At 65.7% G+C, this 20,314-nt stretch carries 14 protein-coding genes and 4 tRNA genes; all 18 read right to left on the minus strand.

What is annotated here, in order from left to right; all coding sequences use genetic code 11:
* Nucleotides 1-198: 198 nt before the first annotated feature.
* The gene (gene tuf / locus H4F99_RS07750; RefSeq protein WP_182669174.1) at nt 199-1,389 is read right to left on the minus strand and encodes an elongation factor Tu; all 1,191 of its coding nucleotides are present in this window, start codon (nt 1,387-1,389) and stop codon (nt 199-201) included.
* 71 nt (nt 1,390-1,460) lie between these two features.
* Nucleotides 1,461-3,551 carry an elongation factor G gene (fusA, locus tag H4F99_RS07755; RefSeq protein ID WP_182669175.1) on the minus strand — a complete coding sequence of 697 codons (2,091 nt, stop codon included), beginning with the start codon at nt 3,549-3,551 and terminating at the stop codon, nt 1,461-1,463.
* Nucleotides 3,552-3,692: 141 nt separating this feature from the next.
* On the minus strand, nt 3,693-4,160 hold the full coding sequence (rpsG, locus tag H4F99_RS07760) for a 30S ribosomal protein S7 (protein ID WP_182669176.1): 468 nt from the start codon (nt 4,158-4,160) through the stop codon (nt 3,693-3,695).
* A gap of 12 nt (nt 4,161-4,172) precedes the next feature.
* Nucleotides 4,173-4,547, minus strand: coding sequence for a 30S ribosomal protein S12 (rpsL, locus tag H4F99_RS07765; protein WP_141519609.1), 375 nt, complete (start codon nt 4,545-4,547; stop codon nt 4,173-4,175).
* A gap of 270 nt (nt 4,548-4,817) precedes the next feature.
* Nucleotides 4,818-9,035, minus strand: coding sequence for a DNA-directed RNA polymerase subunit beta' (rpoC, locus tag H4F99_RS07770; protein ID WP_182669177.1), 4,218 nt, complete (start codon nt 9,033-9,035; stop codon nt 4,818-4,820).
* A gap of 29 nt (nt 9,036-9,064) precedes the next feature.
* Nucleotides 9,065-13,231, minus strand: a complete 4,167-nt coding sequence (gene rpoB, locus H4F99_RS07775; RefSeq protein ID WP_182669178.1) for a DNA-directed RNA polymerase subunit beta — start codon at nt 13,229-13,231, stop codon at nt 9,065-9,067.
* 302 nt (nt 13,232-13,533) lie between these two features.
* Complete coding sequence (gene rplL / locus H4F99_RS07780) at nt 13,534-13,911, minus strand: 50S ribosomal protein L7/L12 (RefSeq protein WP_182669179.1); 378 nt, start codon at nt 13,909-13,911, stop codon at nt 13,534-13,536.
* Nucleotides 13,912-13,980: 69 nt separating this feature from the next.
* Nucleotides 13,981-14,505, minus strand: a complete 525-nt coding sequence (gene rplJ, locus H4F99_RS07785) for a 50S ribosomal protein L10 (RefSeq protein ID WP_182669180.1) — start codon at nt 14,503-14,505, stop codon at nt 13,981-13,983.
* 391 nt (nt 14,506-14,896) lie between these two features.
* Nucleotides 14,897-15,595, minus strand: coding sequence for a 50S ribosomal protein L1 (gene rplA, locus H4F99_RS07790; protein ID WP_182669181.1), 699 nt, complete (start codon nt 15,593-15,595; stop codon nt 14,897-14,899).
* Nucleotides 15,596-15,598: 3 nt separating this feature from the next.
* Nucleotides 15,599-16,027 carry a 50S ribosomal protein L11 gene (gene rplK / locus H4F99_RS07795; protein WP_182669182.1) on the minus strand — a complete coding sequence of 143 codons (429 nt, stop codon included), beginning with the start codon at nt 16,025-16,027 and terminating at the stop codon, nt 15,599-15,601.
* 213 nt (nt 16,028-16,240) lie between these two features.
* Nucleotides 16,241-16,810 carry a transcription termination/antitermination protein NusG gene (nusG, locus tag H4F99_RS07800; RefSeq protein WP_182669183.1) on the minus strand — a complete coding sequence of 190 codons (570 nt, stop codon included), beginning with the start codon at nt 16,808-16,810 and terminating at the stop codon, nt 16,241-16,243.
* A gap of 4 nt (nt 16,811-16,814) precedes the next feature.
* On the minus strand, nt 16,815-17,192 hold the full coding sequence (gene secE, locus H4F99_RS07805; protein ID WP_182669184.1) for a preprotein translocase subunit SecE: 378 nt from the start codon (nt 17,190-17,192) through the stop codon (nt 16,815-16,817).
* Between the two features lie 39 nt (nt 17,193-17,231).
* Nucleotides 17,232-17,307 (minus strand) — tRNA-Trp (locus tag H4F99_RS07810).
* A 161-nt stretch (nt 17,308-17,468) separates the two neighbouring features.
* Nucleotides 17,469-18,659: an elongation factor Tu gene (gene tuf, locus H4F99_RS07815; RefSeq protein ID WP_182669174.1), complete on the minus strand. Its 1,191-nt coding sequence runs from the start codon at nt 18,657-18,659 to the stop codon at nt 17,469-17,471.
* Between the two features lie 43 nt (nt 18,660-18,702).
* Nucleotides 18,703-18,778: transfer RNA gene (locus tag H4F99_RS07820), tRNA-Thr, on the minus strand.
* Between the two features lie 37 nt (nt 18,779-18,815).
* Nucleotides 18,816-18,889: transfer RNA gene (locus H4F99_RS07825), tRNA-Gly, on the minus strand.
* A gap of 82 nt (nt 18,890-18,971) precedes the next feature.
* Nucleotides 18,972-19,057 (minus strand) — tRNA-Tyr (locus H4F99_RS07830).
* Nucleotides 19,058-19,151: 94 nt separating this feature from the next.
* Nucleotides 19,152-20,243 (minus strand): redox-regulated ATPase YchF, encoded by a 1,092-nt coding sequence (ychF, locus tag H4F99_RS07835; RefSeq protein ID WP_182669185.1) that lies wholly within the window; start codon nt 20,241-20,243, stop codon nt 19,152-19,154.
* Nucleotides 20,244-20,314: the final 71 nt, after the last annotated feature.

The raw sequence follows: 20,314 nt of genomic DNA on the forward strand, positions 1-20,314 counted from the left end.
ACATGTCCCTGTCTGGCGAATACGAAGCGCGTCCCGCGCCTCATTTCGCTGGTTGCGGGAGCGGGACATGCCCGATCGCGCAGTGGTCGCACATTCTAACGGGATATCCACAACTGGCGCAAGCACTGGCCGTGGACAACCGTGAAGCCATTCAGGCGGGCGCCCGCACCCCTGGAGGCGCGGGCCGCCAGCGGCCGCTTACTTGATGATCTTGGCGACGACGCCGGCGCCGACGGTACGGCCGCCTTCGCGGATCGCGAAGCGCAGGCCCTCGTCCATCGCCACCGGGTTGATCAGCTGGACGACCATCTTCACGTTGTCGCCCGGCATCACCATCTCGGTGCCTTCCGGCAGCGTCACCGCACCGGTGATGTCCGTGGTGCGGAAGTAGAACTGCGGGCGGTAACCCTTGAAGAACGGCGTGTGACGGCCACCCTCGTCCTTCGACAGCACGTACACCTCGGCCTCGAAGTCCGTGTGCGGCGTGATCGAACCCGGCTTGGCCAGCACCTGGCCACGCTCCACGTCGTCACGCTTCGTGCCGCGCAGCAGCAGGCCCGCGTTGTCGCCCGCCTGGCCCTGGTCCAGCAGCTTGCGGAACATCTCCACGCCCGTGACGGTCGTCTTGGTGGTCGGACGGATACCGACGATCTCGATTTCGTCGCCCACCTTGATCACGCCGCGCTCGATTCGGCCGGTCACCACGGTGCCGCGGCCCGAGATCGAGAACACGTCCTCGACCGGCATCAGGAACGCCTTGTCGATGTCACGCTCCGGCTCCGGAATGTAGCTGTCCAGCGCTTCCACCAGTTGGATGATGGCAGGCACGCCGATCTCCGACTGGTCGCCTTCCAGCGCCTTCAGCGCCGAACCCTTGATGATCGGGGTGTCGTCGCCCGGGAAGTCGTACTTGCTCAGCAGCTCGCGGACTTCCATCTCCACCAGCTCCAGCAGCTCGGCGTCGTCCACCATGTCTGCCTTGTTCAGGAAGACCACGATGTACGGCACGCCCACCTGGCGGGCCAGCAGGATGTGCTCGCGCGTCTGCGGCATCGGGCCGTCAGCAGCCGAACACACCAGGATCGCGCCGTCCATCTGCGCCGCACCCGTGATCATGTTCTTCACGTAGTCGGCGTGGCCCGGGCAGTCCACGTGCGCGTAGTGGCGCGTCGGGGATTCATATTCCACGTGCGCCGTCGAGATCGTGATGCCGCGCGCCTTCTCTTCCGGCGCCGCGTCGATCGAATCGTACGCCTTGAACTCGCCACCAAAACGCTCCGCGCCGATCTTCGTCAGCGCCGCCGTCAGCGTGGTCTTGCCGTGGTCAACGTGACCGATCGTGCCGACGTTCACGTGCGGCTTGGTGCGCTCGAACTTACCCTTGGCCATGGTTGTCTACCTTTTTCTCTTGGATACGTGTCTGTGGATCGGATGCCGGCCAGGGGAAGGCCGGCAGTCGATCAGCCCTTCTTGCTGGCGGCTTCGGCGATGTTGGCCGGAGCCTCGGCGTAGTGGTCGAACTCCATCGTGAAGGTCGCGCGGCCCTGCGACATCGAGCGCAGGGTGGTCGCGTAACCGAACATCTCGCCCAGCGGGATCATCGCGTTGATGACCTTGCCGGACGGGCTGTCGTCCTGGCCGGAAAGGATGCCGCGACGACGGCTGACGTCGCCCATCACGTCGCCGAGGTACTCCTCGGGAGTGACGATCTCGACCTTCATCATCGGCTCCAGCAGGACCGGGCTGGCCTTCATGAAGCCTTCCTTGAACGCCATCGAGCCGGCGATCTTGAACGCCATTTCCGAGGAGTCGACCTCGTGGTAGGAGCCGTCCACCAGCTTGATCTTGACGTCAACCACCGGGTAGCCGGCCAGCACGCCGTTGGAGGCGGCTTCCTGGATGCCCTTGTCGACGGCCGGGATGTACTCCTTCGGCACGACGCCACCGACGATCGCGTTCTCGAACGCGTAACCGGCGCCCTGCTCGTTCGGCTCCAGCTCGATCCAGACATGGCCAAACTGGCCCTTGCCGCCCGACTGCCGCACGAACTTGCCTTCGACCTTGACCGGCTTGCGGATGGTTTCGCGGTACGCGACCTGCGGCTTGCCGACGTTGGCCTCGACGTTGAACTCGCGCTTCATGCGATCCACGAGGATGTCGAGGTGCAGCTCGCCCATGCCGGCGATGATGGTCTGGCCGGACTCTTCGTCGGTGCGCACGCGGAAGGACGGATCCTCCTGCGCCAGGCGACCGAGGGCGATGCCCATCTTCTCCTGGTCGGACTTGGTCTTCGGCTCCACGGCCATCGAGATCACCGGCTCCGGGAACGTCATGCGCTCCAGGGTGATGATGTGGTCCTGGGCACAGAGGGTGTCACCCGTGGTGACGTCCTTCAGGCCCACGGCCGCGGCGATGTCGCCGGCGCGGACTTCCTTGATCTCTTCGCGGTTGTTGGAGTGCATCTGCAGGATGCGACCCACGCGCTCCTTCTTCGACTTGACCGGGTTGTACACCTGGTCGCCGGAGTTGAGCACGCCCGAGTAGACGCGGAAGAAGGTCAACGAGCCCACGAAGGGATCGGTCATGATCTTGAACGCAAGCGCCGAGAACGGCGCCTTGTCGTCGGCGCTGCGGGTGTCTTCCTTTTCGTCCTCGTCGATGCCCGCGACCGGCGGCACGTCGATCGGCGACGGAAGCAACTGGATGACGCCGTCGAGCATGGCCTGCACGCCCTTGTTCTTGAACGCGGTACCCGCGAAGACCGGCACGATCTCGACCTTCAGGGTGCGCTCGCGCAGGCCCTGGATGATCTCGGCCTCGCTGAGGTCGCCATCGGTCAGGTACTTGTCCATCAGCTCTTCACTGGCTTCGGCTGCCGCCTCGACCATGAAGCTGCGGGCTTCGGCGCACTTGTCGGCCAGGTCGGCCGGCACGTCGCGGTACTCGAACACCGTGCCCTGCGACGCGACGTCCCAGTGGATCGCCTTCATCTTGACCAGGTCGACCACGCCCTCGAAGCCGTCCTCGGCACCGATCGGCACCTGCATCGGCACGGCATACGCGCCCAGGCGCGACTTCAGCTGCTCGACGACCTTGTCGAAGTTGGCGCCGGTGCGGTCCATCTTGTTGACGAACGCCATGCGCGGCACGCGGTACTTGTTGGCCTGGCGCCAGACGGTCTCGGACTGCGGCTGCACGCCGCCGACCGCACACAGCACGAACACCGCGCCGTCGAGCACGCGCAGCGAGCGCTCCACCTCGATGGTGAAGTCGACGTGGCCGGGGGTGTCGATGATGTTCAGGCGGTGCTGCGGCAGCGACTTGTCCATGCCGCTCCAGAACGCCGTGGTGGCGGCGGAGGTGATGGTGATGCCGCGCTCCTGCTCCTGCTCCATCCAGTCCATGGTGGCGGCGCCGTCATGGACTTCGCCGATCTTGTGGCTGACACCCGTGTAGAACAGGATGCGCTCGGACGTGGTGGTCTTGCCGGCATCGATGTGGGCCATGATGCCGAAGTTGCGGTAACGCTCGATGGGAGTGGTGCGAGCCACGGGACCCTCTCGTATGTTTTCGGATTCCAGATGGCCGGACGCCGCCTGACGGCGGCATCCGGTTCGGTAGGCGGCGGCGTCGCCGCCAAGGTCGCCCGGGGGCGGCCTTCATGCGCCCCGCGCTTCGGCGGGGCTGCCGGATTACCAGCGGTAGTGCGAGAACGCCTTGTTGGCCTCGGCCATGCGGTGCGTCTCTTCACGCTTCTTGATGGCGCCACCGCGGTTCTCGGAGGCGTCGACCAGCTCGGCGGCCAGCTTGCGCGGCATGCTGTTCTCGCCACGCTTGCGGGCGGACTCGATCAGCCAGCGCATCGCCAGCGCCATGCGGCGGGAAGCGCGCACCTCGACCGGCACCTGGTAGGTCGCGCCACCGACACGGCGGGACTTGACCTCCACCGCCGGGGACACGTTGCCCAGGGCCTTCTCGACCAGCTCCAGCGGGGCGTCGTTCTTCTCGCCGATGACGTCCATGGCGCCATAGACGATCTTCTCGGCGACCGACTTCTTGCCGCTCTTCATGACCATATTGATGAAACGCGCGATCGTCTCGCTGCCGTGCTTGGGATCAGGCAGGACGGAACGCTGCGGGGCGGAACCTTTACGCGACATGGATCAAATTCCTCAGGACTTCGGGCGCTTGGCGCCGTACTTGGAACGACGCTGGCGACGCTTGGCGACGCCGGCGGCGTCGAGCGAACCGCGCACGGTGTGGTAACGCACGCCCGGCAGGTCCTTGACGCGGCCGCCGCGGATCAGCACCACCGAGTGCTCCTGCAGGTTGTGGCCTTCGCCGCCGATGTACGAAATGACCTCGTACCCGTTGGTCAGGCGGACCTTGGCGACCTTGCGCATCGCCGAGTTCGGCTTCTTCGGCGTCGTGGTGTAGACGCGCGTGCAGACACCGCGGCGCTGCGGGCAGTTGGCCAGCGCAGGCGAGGTGCTCTTGTACGTGGTCGCCTGCCGCGGCTTGCGAACCAGCTGATTGATCGTTGCCATCTGGTGCTCTTTGCTGAGAGGGCGCCCAGGACGGGGCCCCTGCGTGAAAACGAACGGCAAGCCGGGACAGGCCCAGCTCACCGAGACGAAAAAGTATAGCCCGCGTTTGACGCCAGCGTCAACGCGAGGGCTGAACACCGCCCCGGCGCCGGGTGGCGTCGGGGCGGTCTCTTACTGCGATCCCGCCCATCCTGGGCCGAACACGAGGGGCTCCCTGCCCCTCATTTCGTGATCTGGCGCGCCCGTGGGGGCGCGCGAAAGTGCGACATCTTACTCGGCGCTGGACGCTTCGTCCACGCCTTCGGCCGTGTCGACGGCTTCGGCCACCGGGGCGGCCAGCTGCTCCATTTCCGACGCCGTGAGGCCGGTGGCCCCGCGGCGACGCTGGGTGTGGTACGCAAGGCCGGTACCCGCCGGGATCAGGCGTCCGACGATGACGTTCTCCTTCAGGCCACGCAGGTTGTCCTTGGTGCCGCGGACGGCCGCTTCGGTCAACACGCGGGTGGTTTCCTGGAAGGACGCCGCCGAGATGAACGACTCGGTCGCGAGCGAGGCCTTGGTGATGCCCAGCAGGACCGGATCGTAGTGCGCCGGGATCAGGCCCTTGTCGTTGAGCACGACATTCTCCTCCACCAGGCGCTGGCGCTCGACCTGCTCGCCATGCAGGAACTTGCTGTCGCCCTGGTCGGTGATCTCGACCTTGCGCAGCATCTGGCGGACGATCACCTCGATGTGCTTGTCGTTGATCTTCACGCCCTGCAGGCGGTAGACGTCCTGGATCTCCTTGACCAGGTAGGCCGCCAGCGGCTCCACGCCCAGCAGGCGCAGGATGTCCTGCGGGCTCGGCTCGCCGTCCACCACGGTCTCGCCCTTCTCGACGTGCTCACCTTCGAACACGATGATCTGGCGGTACTTCGGGATCAGCTCCTCGTGCTCCTCGCCGTCCGCGCCCTTGATGATCAGGCGCTGCTTGCCCTTGGTGTCCTTGCCGAAGCTGACCACGCCCGAGCGCTCGGCCAGGATCGCCGGATCCTTCGGCTTGCGCGCCTCGAACAGGTCGGCCACGCGCGGCAGACCACCGGTGATGTCGCGGGTCTTGGAGGCTTCCTGCGGGATCTTGGCGACCACGTCGCCCACGCCGACGGCATCGCCATCCTGCATGTTGACGATCGAGCGCGGCGGCAGCAGGTACTGCGCCGGCAGGTCGGTACCCGGGATGCTGAGGTCGTTGCCCTTGCCGTCCACGATGCGGACCAGCGGACGCAGGTCCTTGCCGGCCGAACCGCGACGCTTGGGATCGGTGATCTCGCGCGAGGCCAAGCCGGTCAGTTCGTCGGTCTTCTCGATGACGGTGATGCCGTCGACGAAGTCCACGAAGCGCACGAAGCCGGACACTTCCGAAACGATCGGATGGTTGTGCGGATCCCAGTTCGCGACCTGCTGGCCCGCCTTGACCGAACCGCCATCGTCGACCGCCACGGTGGCGCCGTAGGGCAGCTTGTAGCGCTCGCGCTCACGGCCGTGGGTGTCGAGGATCGACAGTTCGCCCGAACGCGACACCGCGACCAGGTGGCCGTTGGTGTGCTTGACGTGCTTGAGGTTGTTGAACTTGACCGTACCGGTGGTCTTGATCGTCACGTTGTCGATCGCCGCCGCACGCGAAGCCGCACCACCGATGTGGAAGGTCCGCATGGTCAGCTGGGTACCCGGCTCGCCGATCGACTGGGCCGCGACGACGCCGACGGCCTCGCCATGGTTGACCAGGTGGCCGCGGCCCAGGTCTCGGCCGTAGCAATGGGCGCACACGCCGAACGACGACTCGCAGGTGATCGTCGACCGGACCTTGATCGACTGCACGCTGGCATCTTCGAGCTTCTGCACCCAGGCCTCGTCGAGCAGGGTGTTGCGGGTGACGATCGGCTCCTCGTCGTCGCCCGGCAGGAACACGTCCTCGGCCACGATGCGGCCCAGCACGCGCTCGCGCAGCGGCTCGACGACGTCACCACCCTCGACGATCGGGGTCATGGTGAGGCCGGCCTCGGTGCCGCAATCGTCCTCGGTGATGACCACGTCCTGCGCCACGTCGACGAGGCGACGGGTCAGGTAACCGGAGTTGGCGGTCTTCAGCGCGGTATCGGCCAGGCCCTTACGGGCACCGTGCGTGGAGTTGAAGTACTCCTGCACGTTCAGGCCTTCGCGGAAGTTCGCCTTGATCGGCGTTTCGATGATCGAGCCGTCCGGACGGGCCATCAGGCCGCGCATGCCCGCCAGCTGGCGGATCTGCGCCTGCGAACCACGCGCGCCGGAGTCGGCCATGATGTAAAGGGAGTTCATCGACTTCTGGTCGACGGTCTCGCCCTTGGCGTTCTCGACCTTGTCGGTACCGATCGCGTCCATCATCGCCTTCGCGATGCGCTCGTTGGTACGCGACCAGATGTCGACGACCTTGTTGTAGCGCTCGCCGGCGGTGACGAGGCCGGACTGGTACTGCTCCTGGATCTCGAGCACTTCGCCCTCGGCCTCGCCGAGGATGCCGCGCTTCTCGTCCGGGATCACCATGTCGTCGATGCCGATGGAGACGCCGGCACGGGTCGCGTAGGCGAAGCCGGTGTACATCAGCTTGTCGGCGAACACCACGGTGTCCTTCAGGCCAAGCATGCGGTAGCAGGAGTTGATCAGGCGGCTGATGTTCTTCTTGACCAGCTCGACGTTGGCCAGCTCGAACGGCAGGCCGTCGGGCATGATCTCCTGCAGCAGGGCACGGCCGACGGTGGTGTCGACGATGCCGGTCACCTTCTCGCGGTTGCCGTCCTCGTCGATCACGGTCTGGGTCAGGCGTACCTTGACCTTGGCGTGCAGCTCGACGACGCGGTTGTCGTACGCGCGCTTCACCTCGGCGACGTTCGCGAACGCCATGCCCTCGCCCTTCTTGTTCTCGAGGGCGCGGGTCATGTAGTAGAGGCCGAGCACGACGTCCTGCGACGGCACGATGATCGGCTCGCCGTTCGCCGGCGACAGGATGTTGTTCGACGACATCATCAGGGCGCGCGCTTCCAGCTGGGCCTCGAGGCTCAGCGGGACGTGCACGGCCATCTGGTCGCCGTCGAAGTCGGCGTTGAACGCGGTACAGACCAGCGGATGCAGCTGGATCGCCTTGCCCTCGATCAGGACCGGCTCGAAGGCCTGGATGCCGAGGCGGTGCAGGGTCGGCGCACGGTTCAGCAGCACCGGGTGCTCGCGGATCACCTCTTCGAGGATGTCCCACACCTCGGCCTCTTCGCGCTCGACCAGCTTCTTGGCGGCCTTGATCGTCGTGGCCAGGCCACGGCGCTGCAGCTTGGCGAAGATGAAGGGCTTGAACAGCTCGAGCGCCATCTTCTTCGGCAGGCCGCACTGGTGCAGCTTCAGGTACGGGCCGACCACGATGACCGAGCGGCCCGAGTAGTCAACGCGCTTGCCAAGCAGGTTCTGGCGGAAGCGGCCCTGCTTGCCCTTGATCATGTCGGCGAGCGACTTGAGCGGGCGCTTGTTGGTGCCGGTGATGGCGCGGCCGCGGCGGCCGTTGTCCATCAGTGCGTCCACCGACTCCTGCAGCATGCGCTTCTCGTTGCGCACGATGATGTCGGGCGCATTGAGCTCCAGCAGGCGACGCAGGCGGTTGTTGCGGTTGATGACGCGGCGGTACAGGTCGTTCAGGTCGGAGGTCGCGAAGCGGCCGCCGTCCAGCGGGACCAGCGGACGCAGGTCCGGCGGCAGCACCGGCAGGACGGTCATGACCATCCACTCCGGACGGTTGCCGGACTCGACGAACGCCTCGATCAGCTTGATGCGCTTGGTCAGGCGCTTGAGCTTGGTCTCGGAACCGGTCGCGGCGATGTCTTCCTTGAGCTGCAGCATCTCGGCCTGAAGGTCGATCGTGCGCAGCAGGTCGTAGACCGCCTCGGCGCCCATCGCGGCCTCGAAGTCGTCGCCATGCTCCTGGCGCGCGGTCATGTACTGCTCTTCGGTGAGCAGCATGCCGCGTTCCATCGGGGTCAGGCCCGGCTCGGTGACCACGAAGGCCTCGAAGTACAGGATCCGCTCGATGTCGCGCAGGGTCATGTCCAGCATCAGGCCGATGCGCGACGGCAGCGACTTGAGGAACCAGATGTGCGCGACCGGGGAGGCCAGGTCGATGTGGCCCATGCGCTCGCGGCGGACCTTGGCCAGGGTGACCTCGGTACCGCACTTCTCGCACACCACGCCACGGTGCTTCATGCGCTTGTACTTGCCGCACAGGCACTCGTAGTCCTTCACCGGCCCGAAGATCGCGGCGCAGAACAGGCCGTCACGCTCCGGCTTGAAGGTGCGGTAATTGATGGTCTCGGGCTTCTTGACCTCGCCGTACGACCACGAGCGGATCAGGTCCGGGGACGCCAGCGCGATCTTGATGGCGTCGAAGTCGAGCGCCGGCCGCTGCTGGTTGAACAGGTTGAGCAAATCTTTCATGGGGATATCTCCTCAGGCGGCGGCAGCGATCAGTTTTCTTCCAGTTCCATGTTGATCGCGAGCGAGCGGATTTCCTTCACCAGGACGTTGAAGGACTCCGGCATGCCGGCCACCATTTCGTATTCGCCGTCGACGATGTTCTTGTACATCTGGTTGCGGCCCTGCACGTCGTCGGACTTCACCGTCAGCATTTCCTGCAGGGTGTAGGCCGCGCCATAGGCTTCCAGCGCCCAGACTTCCATCTCACCGAAGCGCTGGCCGCCGAACTGCGCCTTGCCGCCCAGCGGCTGCTGGGTGACGAGCGAGTACGGACCGGTCGAGCGGGCGTGCATCTTGTCGTCGACCAGGTGGTTCAGCTTCAGCATATGCATGTACCCGACCGTGGTGTGGCGGTCGAACGCCTCGCCGGTCCGTCCATCGAACAGCTGGGTCTGGCCGCTCTGGGGCAGGTCGGCCAACGCAAGCATCGCCTTGATCTCGGACTCGGCGGCACCGTCGAACACCGGGGTCGCCATCGGGACGCCGTCGGTCAGGTTGCGCGCGAGGTTCAACAGCTCCTCGTCGCTGAACTGGGACAGGTCGACGCGCTCGCCATGCAGCTTGCTGTCGTGGTTGTAGATCTCGTCGAGGAACTTGCGCAGCTCGGCCAGCTTGGCCTGCGCCTCCAGCATCGCCTGGATCTTGCGACCCAGGCCCTTGGCGGCCCAGCCCAGGTGGGTCTCGAGGATCTGGCCGATATTCATTCGGCTCGGCACGCCCAGCGGGTTGAGGACGATGTCGACCGACTCGCCGCTGGCCATGTAGGGCATGTCCTCGACCGGGACGATCGTCGAGACGACACCCTTGTTGCCGTGGCGGCCGGCCATCTTGTCGCCCGGCTGGATGCGACGCTTCACCGCGAGGAAGACCTTGACCATCTTCAGCACGCCCGGGGCGAGGTCGTCGCCCTGGGTGATCTTGCCGCGCTTGTCGGCGAAGCGCTTCTCGAACTCCTGCTCGTGCACCTCGATCTGCTTGCGGGCGCGCTCGATCGCCTCGACCGCTTCCTCGTCCTTCATGCGCAGGCCGAACCAGTCCTTGCGGGCCAGTCCATCCAGCACCAGGCTGGTGACCGTGTCGCCCTTCTTCAGGCCCGGCCCGCCGTTGGCGACCTTGCCGATCAGCTGGCTGCGCAGGCGCGCGTAGATGGCGCCCTCCAGGATGCGGAACTGGTCGTCGAAGTCCTTCTTGACGCGACGGATCTCGGAGTCCTCGATCAGCTTCGCGCGCTTGTCCTTCTCGATGCCGTCGCGGGTGAAGACCTGCACGTCGATGACGGTGCCGTCCATGCCCGGCGGCACGCGCAGCGAGCTGTCCTTAACGTCGGACGCCTTCTCGCCGAAGATCGCGCGAAGCAGCTTCTCTTCCGGGGTCAGCTGGCTCTCGCCCTTCGGCGTGACCTTGCCGACCAGGATGTCACCCGCGCGCACTTCGGCGCCGATGTACACCACGCCCGACTCGTCGAGGCGGTTCAGCGCGCTCTCGGAGACGTTCGGGATGTCGGCGGAGATCTCCTCCGGCCCCAGCTTGGTGTCGCGTGCAACGCAGGTCAGCTCCTCGATGTGGATCGTGGTGTAGCGATCCTCCTCGACCACGCGCTCGGAGAGCAGGATCGAGTCCTCGAAGTTGTAGCCGTTCCAGGGCATGAACGCGACCAGCATGTTCTGGCCCAGCGCCAGCTCGCCGATGTCGGTCGACGGACCGTCGGCCAGCACGTCGCCGCGCTCGATCACGTCGCCCACGTTCACCAGCGGACGCTGGTTGATGCAGGTGTTCTGGTTCGAGCGGGTGTACTTGATCAGCGAGTAGATGTCGACGCCGGCATCGGTCTCGCCGGAGATCTCGTTCTCGTTGACCTTGACCACGATGCGGCCCGCGTCGATCTGCTCGACCACGCCGCCACGCAGTGCGTTCACGGTCACGCCGGAGTCACGCGCCACCGCGCGCTCGATGCCGGTACCCACGAGCGGCTTCTGCGAACGCAGCGTCGGCACGGCCTGGCGCTGCATGTTCGCACCCATGAGGGCGCGGTTGGCATCGTCGTGCTCGAGGAACGGCACCAGCGCCGCGGCGACCGACACGGTCTGCATCGGCGACACGTCCATGTAATGGATTTCCGCCGGCGGCTTCAGCAGGGACTCGCCCGCGTGTCGGCACGCGACGAACTGCGCGGTCAGGCGACCCTTGTCGTCGGTTTCGGCGTTGGCCTGGGCGATGACGTACTCGTTCTCCTCGATCGCAGACAGGTACTCGATCTCGTCCTTGACCACGCCGTCCACGACCTTGCGGTACGGCGTCTCGAGGAAGCCGTACTTGTTGGTGCGGGCGAACACCGCCAGCGAGTTGATCAGGCCGATGTTCGGGCCTTCCGGCGTCTCGATGGTGCAGACGCGGCCGTAGTGGGTCGGGTGCACGTCGCGCACCTCGAAGCCGGCACGCTCGCGGGTCAGGCCGCCCGGGCCCAGCGCCGAGACGCGGCGCTTGTGGGTGACCTCGGACAGCGGGTTGTTCTGGTCCATGAACTGCGACAGCTGCGAGGAGCCGAAGAACTCCTTGATCGCGGCGGCGACGGGCTTGGCGTTGATCAGCTCCTGCGGGGTCAGGCCCTCGGACTCGGCCATCGACAGGCGCTCCTTGACCGCACGCTCGACGCGCACCAGGCCGACGCGGAACACGTTCTCGGCCATTTCGCCGACCGAACGCACGCGACGGTTGCCCAGGTGGTCGATGTCGTCGACGACGCCGCGACCGTTGCGGATCTCGGTCAGGACCTTGATGACGTCCAGGATGTCGGACGAATCACCGCACTCCTCGACCAGGCGCTTGGACTCCTCGTCCTTGCGGTCGGCGAAGTACTTGGCGTCGTACAGCACCGAGGCGCCGGTGGTTTCCTTGCGGCCGATCCGGCGGTTGAACTTCATCCGGCCCACGGCCGACAGGTCGTAGCGCTCGAAGGTGAAGAACAGGTTGTGGAACAGGTTCTGCGCGGCGTCCTTGGTCGGCGGCTCGCCCGGACGCATCATGCGGTAGATCTCGACCAGCGCTTCCAGCTGGGTCTTGGTCGCGTCGATGCGCAGGGTGTTGGAGATGTACGGGCCGCGGTCGAGGTCGTTCACCCACAGGGTGCCGACGGTCTCGATACCGGCGCCGCGGAACTGCTCCAGCTGCTCTTCGGTGATCTCGTCGTTGGCCGACGCGATCAGCTCGCCGGTGGCGGTGTCGACGACGTCATGCGACAGGATGCGACCGACCAGGTAGCTGTCCGGTACGGCCAGAGCCTCGATGCCAGAGGCCTCGAGCTGCTTGACGTGGCGCGCGGTGATGCGGCGGCCCGCCTCGACGATGACCTTGTCCCCATCGGCCAGGTCGAAGTCCAGGGTCTCGCCACGCAGGCGCTCCGGCACCAGCTCCAGCTGGACGCCCTCTTCCGGATCGATCTGGAAGGTATTGACCTCGAAGAACTCGGCCAGCATTTCCTCGTTGCTATAGCCCAGCGCACGCAGCAGCACGGTGACCGGCAGCTTGCGACGGCGGTCGATACGGGTGAACAGGCCATCCTTCGGATCGAATTCGAAGTCGAGCCAGGAACCGCGGTAGGGGATGATGCGGGCGCTGTACAGCAGCTTGCCCGAGCTGTGCGTCTTGCCGCGGTCGTGGTCGAAGAACACGCCCGGCGAGCGGTGCAGCTGCGAGACGATGACGCGCTCGGTGCCGTTGACGATGAAGGTGCCGTTGTCGGTCATGAGCGGGATCTCGCCCATGTAGACCTCCTGCTCCTTCACGTACTTGATGGCCTTGGTCGACGACTCGCGGTCGTAGATCACCAGGCGCACGGTCACGCGCAACGGCGCGCCGTAGCTCAGGCCGCGGTTGCGGCACTCACGCTCGTCGAACGGAGGCTCGCCGAGCTTGTAACCCACGTACTCCAGGGCGGCATTGCCGCTGTAGCTGGCGATCGGGAACACCGACTTGAGGGCGGCGTGCAGGCCGCGGTCCTCGCGCTTGTCCCAATCGGTGTGCTCCTGCAGGAATTCGCGATAGGAGTCGACCTGGATCGCGAGCAGGAAGGGAACCTCAAGGATCGACCTGCGCTTGCCGAAGTCCTTGCGGATCCGCTTCTTCTCGGTGAGCGTGTACGACGTAGAAGCTGTGGTCATGGTGAGCTACCGCCTCGACTTTTCTGCGGACCGCGCGTCCGCGGCCCTGGGGGAATGGTGTGACCGGGACCCGCGACGACCGGGGACCCGATGGAACTGCCAGTTGGAAGTCGCTGGTATTGCCGGCACCAGCACGCCCTCTCCCGCTACTTCCAACTGCCAACTCGTGACTCGATATCTGCTACTGCCGACCGTCGCCATGCCGAAGGACGAACGCCTTCGTCATGAAACGGCCAAAGGCCGGGGGCTTTCGCCCCCAGCCTCAGGTGGTCGCCGGATGCACCTGGCGACGCAAGGACCGCTTACTTCAGCTCGGCGGAAGCGCCAGCGGCCTCGAGGTCCTTCTTGATCTTCTCGGCGTCGTCCTTGGACAGGCCTTCCTTGACTTCCTTCGGGGCGCCTTCGACCAGGTCCTTGGCTTCCTTCAGGCCCAGGCCGGTGACGGCGCGGACGACCTTGATGACCTCGACCTTCTTCTCGCCGGCGGCCTTCAGGACGACGGTGAACTCGGTCTGCTCCTCGGCGGCAGCGGCGGCGCCGGCAGCCGGGGCGGCGGCAACGGCAACCGGAGCAGCGGCGGAAACGCCGAACTTCTCTTCCATCGCCTTCACCAGCTCCATCACCTCGACCAGGGTCTTGCCGGCGATGGCTTCGATGATCTCTTCGTTCGAAAGGGACATTGTGTTTACCTCAATGAAATGATTTGGAAACGACTTGGGTTCCGGTAATTCGAAACCGAACTGTGTGCTTCAGGCCGCCTTCGCCTGGCCCGCCGCGTTGATGACGCGGGTGACCTGCGAAGCCGGCTCGCTGAGCAGACGGACCAGCTGGGTGGCCGGCTGGGACAGGACGCTGAGCAGCATCGACAGCGCTTCGTCACGGGTCGGCAGCGAAGCCAGGACATCCACGTGGGTGCCCGGGTACTTCTGTCCGCCGATCGCGACCAGGCGCGGCTTCAGCTTGTCGTTCGTCTTCACGAACTCCTTGATCAGGCGTCCGGCCGCACCGGGGTCTTCCTTCGAGAAGGCATACATCAGCGGACCGACGAGGTCGTCCTGGACGACCGCGTAATCGGTGTTCTCCACTGCGCGCGAGACGAGCGTGTTCTTGGCTACCTTGAGGTAGACGCCCTGCTCGCGAGCCTTCTTGCGCAGGTCGGTCAACTGACCGGCGCTGAGACCCAGGTACTCCGAAGCAACCAGCGAGTGCGCCGATGCGGCGACCTCGGCCAGTTCGGCAACGACTTCCTGCTTCTGAGTCAGATTAAGAGCCATTGCACTCCTCCGTACTTCAATTCCGCACCGCGCAGGATCACGCGGGCGGTACTCGGTCGGCATCGTTTGGCCCGATGCCGGGAACGCCCCGAAGGACATTCCGGGTGGCAGCCGTTTCCAGAAAACCTGGAGGGTGGCAACCATCTACGCAGGCCCGACCCCTTGCCGGGGTTGGATTAAGCGGTCCCGCTTCCGTCGTCGGCGATTCCCTGCCAGTGGTGCATCCCTGCCCGCCTTCGACGTGCGCTGATCGCGCCTGCGGTCTTTGACGGCCATCGCGTCGGCCTGGGCCGGCGCGACGCCCTCAAAAACCTGCCCTGTCGATCCGCCACGGCGGGCGCCAGGGACTTGATGCGTCCACCCGGCGCACGAGGCGCCGGGCGTTGCTGCATTACTTCAGGGCCAGCGAGGACTGGTCCACGGTCACGCCGGGGCCCATGGTCGAGCTGATCGAAATCTTCTGCAGGTACTGGCCCTTGGCCGTCGACGGCTTGGCCTTGATCAGGTCGGCCAGCAGCGCCTCGAGGTTGCCCTTCAGGGAACCGTCCTCGAAGTCGGCCTTGCCGATCGTGCAGTGGATGATGCCGGCCTTGTCGGTGCGGTAGCGGACCTGGCCGCCCTTGGCGTTCTTGACCGCTTCGCCCGGGTTCGGGGACACGGTGCCGACCTTCGGGTTCGGCATCAGGCCGCGAGGGCCCAGCACCTGGCCGAGCTTGCCGACGACGCGCATGGCGTCCGGGGTCGCGATCACGACGTCGTAGTTCAGGTCACCGGCCTGCATCTTCTCGGCCAGGTCGTCCATGCCGACGATGTCGGCACCGGCGGCCAGGGCTTCCTCGGCCTTGGCGCCCGACGGGGCGAACACGGCGACGCGGACGCTCTTGCCGGTACCGGCCGGCAGCACGGTCGAACCGCGGACCTGCTGGTCGGACTTGCGCGCATCGACGCCGAGGCGGACGGCGACGTCGACCGACTGGACGAACTTGGCACCGGTGACGGTCTTGACGATCTTGATCGCGTCCTCGAAAGCGTATGCCTTGCCCGGGACGACGGCGGCCTTGATGGCCTTCTGACGCTTGTTCATTGCCATGACTTAACCCTCCACCACCAGGCCCATGGAACGGGCCGAGCCCGCGATCGTGCGGACGGCGGCGTCCAGGTCGGCCGCGGTCAGGTCCGGTTCCTTCGCCTTGGCGATCTCTTCCAGCTGCGCACGCGTGACCTTGCCCACCTTCTCGGTGTTCGGACGCTTGGAGCCGGACTGGATGCCCACGGCCTTCTTCAGCAGGATCGACGCCGGCGGCGTCTTGGTGATGAAGGTGAAGGTACGGTCGGAATAGGCGGTGATCACGGTCGGAATCGGCAGGCCCGGCTCCAGCTTCTGCGTGGCGGCATTGAACGCCTTGCAGAACTCCATGATGTTCAGGCCGCGCTGACCCAGCGCAGGACCCACCGGCGGCGAGGGGTTGGCCTGGCCGGCCTTGACCTGCAGCTTGATGTAGCCCACTACTTTCTTAGCCATTGCTTCTCTCCGGGTGCTAGCGCCCTTGCCGGGCTCCCCATCGGGTCGGGAAAAACGCGTGTCCCGACGTCACGTCTTGAAACTGAATGCCCGCCCTACGGAAACCGGAGACCCCGACACGCCGACGGCCGCCTGGGGTGGCGGCCGGGGGTCTTGGCCCGCTAAATGGGCAGCGAGCCGGAAATCATAGCAGGTTTTTGGGCGGTTTTGGAATCAGGCCTTCTCGACCTGACCGAACTCCAGCTCGACCGGCGTGGAGCGACCGAAGATCAGGACCGAGACGCGCAGGCGGCTCTTCTCGTAGTTGATCTCTTCGACCACGCCATTGAAATCGTTGAACGGGCCGTCGATGACGCGGACCATTTCGCCCGCCTCGAACAGCACCTTGGGCTTGGGCTTGGCCACGCCTTCCTGGACCCGGTTCAGGATCGCATCGGCCTCGTGGTCGGCGATCGGCAGCGGCCGGTCGGCGGTACCGCCGATGAAACCCATGACCTTGGGGGTTTCCTTGATCAGGTGCCAGCACTCGTTGTCGATGCGCGGGATCCCGCTGTCGTCGTGGGTGGCGATCTCGACCAGCACGTAACCCGGGAAGAACTTGCGCTCGGACCGGCGCTTCTGGCCGGAGCGCATTTCCACGACCTCTTCGGTCGGGACCAGCACCTCGCCGAAGCGCTCCTGCATCTCCGCACGGACGATGCGCTCCTTCAGCGCCTTGGCCACGGACTTCTCGAAGCCCGAGTAGGCGTGGACCACGTACCAGCGCTTGGTGTTCTCGCTCATCGACTCAGCGTCCCAGGATTGATTTGACGACCCACTGGATGACCAGGTCGAAGCCGGCCAGGATCAGGCTCAGCACGATCACGGCGATGATCACGACCCAGGTCGTGCGCAGGGCTTCCTGACGGGTCGGCCAGACGACCTTGCGCAGCTCGAAACGCGCCTCGGACAGGAACTCGCGGGTCTCGCGGCCCTTGCTGCTGGTAAAGAAGACCAGCACGCCGGCCACCAGGCCCACGGCGACCAGCAGGGCCCGCAACGCACCGGCCCACTGGTCGAACCAGATGTAGCCGAACACGCCTGCCGCGACCAGCGCGATGGCCAGAACATACTTGACGATGTCGCCGGCACTGGCGGCTTGGGAGTGTTCGACCTTGCTGTTCATCCGACTCTTCGCGCACAGCCAGGGCTGCACATCTTCAGGTGGCACGCCAGGAGGGACTCGAACCCCCAACCTGCGGTTTTGGAGACCGCTGCTCTGCCAATTGAGCTACTGGCGTAGATTTCGGTTGGCCCGAAACGGCGACGGCGGCCTGCGCCGCCCTCGCCCTTCCGACCGTGTTCCAGCGCCTCGATGATCAGGCAAGGCGCCGGGATCGAGCAACACCGCCGATGCGAAGGCATCGACAACGCGGCCACGCCAGGGCGCGGCCGCGGGATATTACTTGATGATCTTGGCGACGACGCCGGCGCCGACGGTACGGCCGCCTTCGCGGATCGCGAAGCGCAGACCCTCGTCCATCGCCACCGGGTTGATCAGCTGGACGACCATCTTCACGTTGTCGCCCGGCATCACCATCTCGGTGCCTTCCGGCAGCGTCACCGCACCGGTGATGTCCGTGGTGCGGAAGTAGAACTGCGGGCGGTAACCCTTGAAGAAAGGCGTGTGACGGCCACCCTCGTCCTTCGACAGCACGTACACCTCGGCCTCGAAGTCCGTGTGCGGCGTGATCGAACCCGGCTTGGCCAGCACCTGGCCACGCTCCACGTCGTCACGCTTCGTGCCGCGCAGCAGCAGGCCCGCGTTGTCGCCCGCCTGGCCCTGGTCCAGCAGCTTGCGGAACATCTCCACGCCCGTGACGGTCGTCTTGGTGGTCGGACGGATACCGACGATCTCGATTTCGTCGCCCACCTTGATCACGCCGCGCTCGATTCGGCCGGTCACCACGGTGCCGCGGCCCGAGATCGAGAACACGTCCTCGACCGGCATCAGGAACGCCTTGTCGATGTCACGCTCCGGCTCCGGAATGTAGCTGTCCAGCGCTTCCACCAGCTGGATGATCGCAGGCACGCCGATCTCCGACTGGTCGCCTTCCAGCGCCTTCAGCGCCGAACCCTTGATGATCGGGGTGTCGTCGCCCGGGAAGTCGTACTTGCTCAGCAGCTCGCGCACTTCCATCTCCACCAGCTCCAGCAGCTCGGCGTCGTCCACCATGTCCGCCTTGTTCAGGAAGACCACGATGTACGGCACGCCCACCTGGCGGGCCAGCAGGATGTGCTCGCGCGTCTGCGGCATCGGACCGTCAGCGGCCGAACACACCAGGATCGCGCCGTCCATCTGCGCCGCACCCGTGATCATGTTCTTCACGTAGTCGGCGTGGCCCGGGCAGTCCACGTGCGCGTAGTGGCGCGTCGGGGATTCATATTCCACGTGCGCCGTCGAGATCGTGATGCCGCGCGCCTTCTCTTCCGGCGCCGCGTCGATCGAATCGTACGCCTTGAACTCGCCACCAAAACGCTCCGCGCCGATCTTCGTCAGCGCCGCCGTCAGCGTGGTCTTCCCGTGGTCAACGTGACCGATCGTGCCGACGTTCACGTGCGGCTTGGTGCGCTCGAACTTACCCTTGGCCATGGTTGTCGCTTCTCGTTTTGGGACGGTTGTTACGGTGGAAATCTGGTGCTCACGACTGGAATCGAACCAGCGACCTCCTCCTTACCAAGGAGGTGCTCTACCGACTGAGCTACGTGAGCGAAACGGGTTGTCAGGACAGGTGGCGCGCTGCAGCAATGGAGCGGGAGACGGGAATCGAACCCGCACCATCAGCTTGGAAGGCTGAGGTTCTACCATTGAACTACTCCCGCACCGGGGATCCTGCCTGGGTACTGCACCCGGCCGCTGGTAAGGCGTCCGGTTGAACCTGCCACCGCCGGCCGGGCCGGAAGGTGGTGGAGGGAGGTGGATTCGAACCACCGAAGGCGTAAGCCAGCAGATTTACAGTCTGCCCCCGTTGGCCGCTTGGGTATCCCTCCAAAAGAGCCCGCAATTTTGGCGACTGCCCGCGGGCTTGTCAACGCATTGGCCGGATTATTTTACGCTCCGCGGCTGTTGCACGTCAGGCGCCGGTCAGACGTTGAACCGGAAGTGGAGGACGTCGCCTTCCTGTACGCGGTACTCCTTGCCCTCGAGGCGCATCCGCCCGGCCTCGCGCGAACCGGCTTCGCCCTTGTACTGGATGTAGTCGTCGTAGGCGATGGTTTCGGCGCGGATGAAGCCCTTCTCGAAATCGGTATGGATCACCGCGGCCGCCTGCGGGGCCGTGGCGCCCTTCTTCACCGTCCAGGCGCGGACCTCCTTCACGCCGGCGGTGAAATAGGTCTGCAGGCCCAGCAGGGTGTAGGCCGCGCGGATGACCCGGTTCAGGCCCGGCTCGTCGAGCCCCAGGTCGGCCAGGAAGGCGTCGCGGTCGGCGTCGTCGAGCTGACTGAGCTCCTCTTCGATGGCGGCCGAGACCGGCACCACCTGGGCACCCTCGCCGACCGCGCGCTCGCGCACGGCATCCAGCCAGGGGTTGTCGGTGAAACCGTCCTCGAGCACGTTGGCGACGTACATCACCGGCTTCAGGGTGAGCAGGAACAGGTCGCGGACAACCGCGAGGTCGTCCTCGGACAGGTCCAGCGCGCGTGCAGGCTTGCCGGTGTCGAGCCCGTCGCGGATCCGCCCCAGCACCTCGACCCGGACCTTGGCGTCCTTGTCGCCCGACTTGGCGGTGCGCTCGGCGCGCTGGATGGCCTTCTCGACCGACTCCAGGTCGGCCAGGGCCAGCTCGGTGTCGATGGTCTCGATGTCGGCGATCGGATCGACCTTGCCGGCGACATGGACGATGTCGCCATGCTCGAAGCAGCGCACGACATGGGCGATGGCGTCGACCTCGCGGATGTGGGCCAGGAACTTGTTGCCCAGGCCCTCGCCCTTGGCCGCACCGGCGACCAGGCCGGCGATGTCGACGAACTCCATCGCGGTCGGGATCAGCTTCTGCGGCTTGACGATGTCCGCCAGCGCATTCAGCCGGGGATCCGGCACCGGCACGACGCCCACGTTCGGCTCGATGGTGCAGAAGGGGAAATTGGCCGCGGCGATACCCGCCTTGGTCAGCGCATTGAACAGGGTCGACTTGCCGACGTTAGGCAGGCCGACGATGCCGCATTTGATGCCCATGGTGCGTCCGGGTCCGGTGGTCGTGATTCGTGATTGGCGGCTCTCGGGAGTCGCCAATCACCAATGACGGC

It is taken from the genome of Marilutibacter penaei, assembly GCF_014145395.1.
Taxonomy (GTDB): domain Bacteria; phylum Pseudomonadota; class Gammaproteobacteria; order Xanthomonadales; family Xanthomonadaceae; genus Marilutibacter; species Marilutibacter penaei.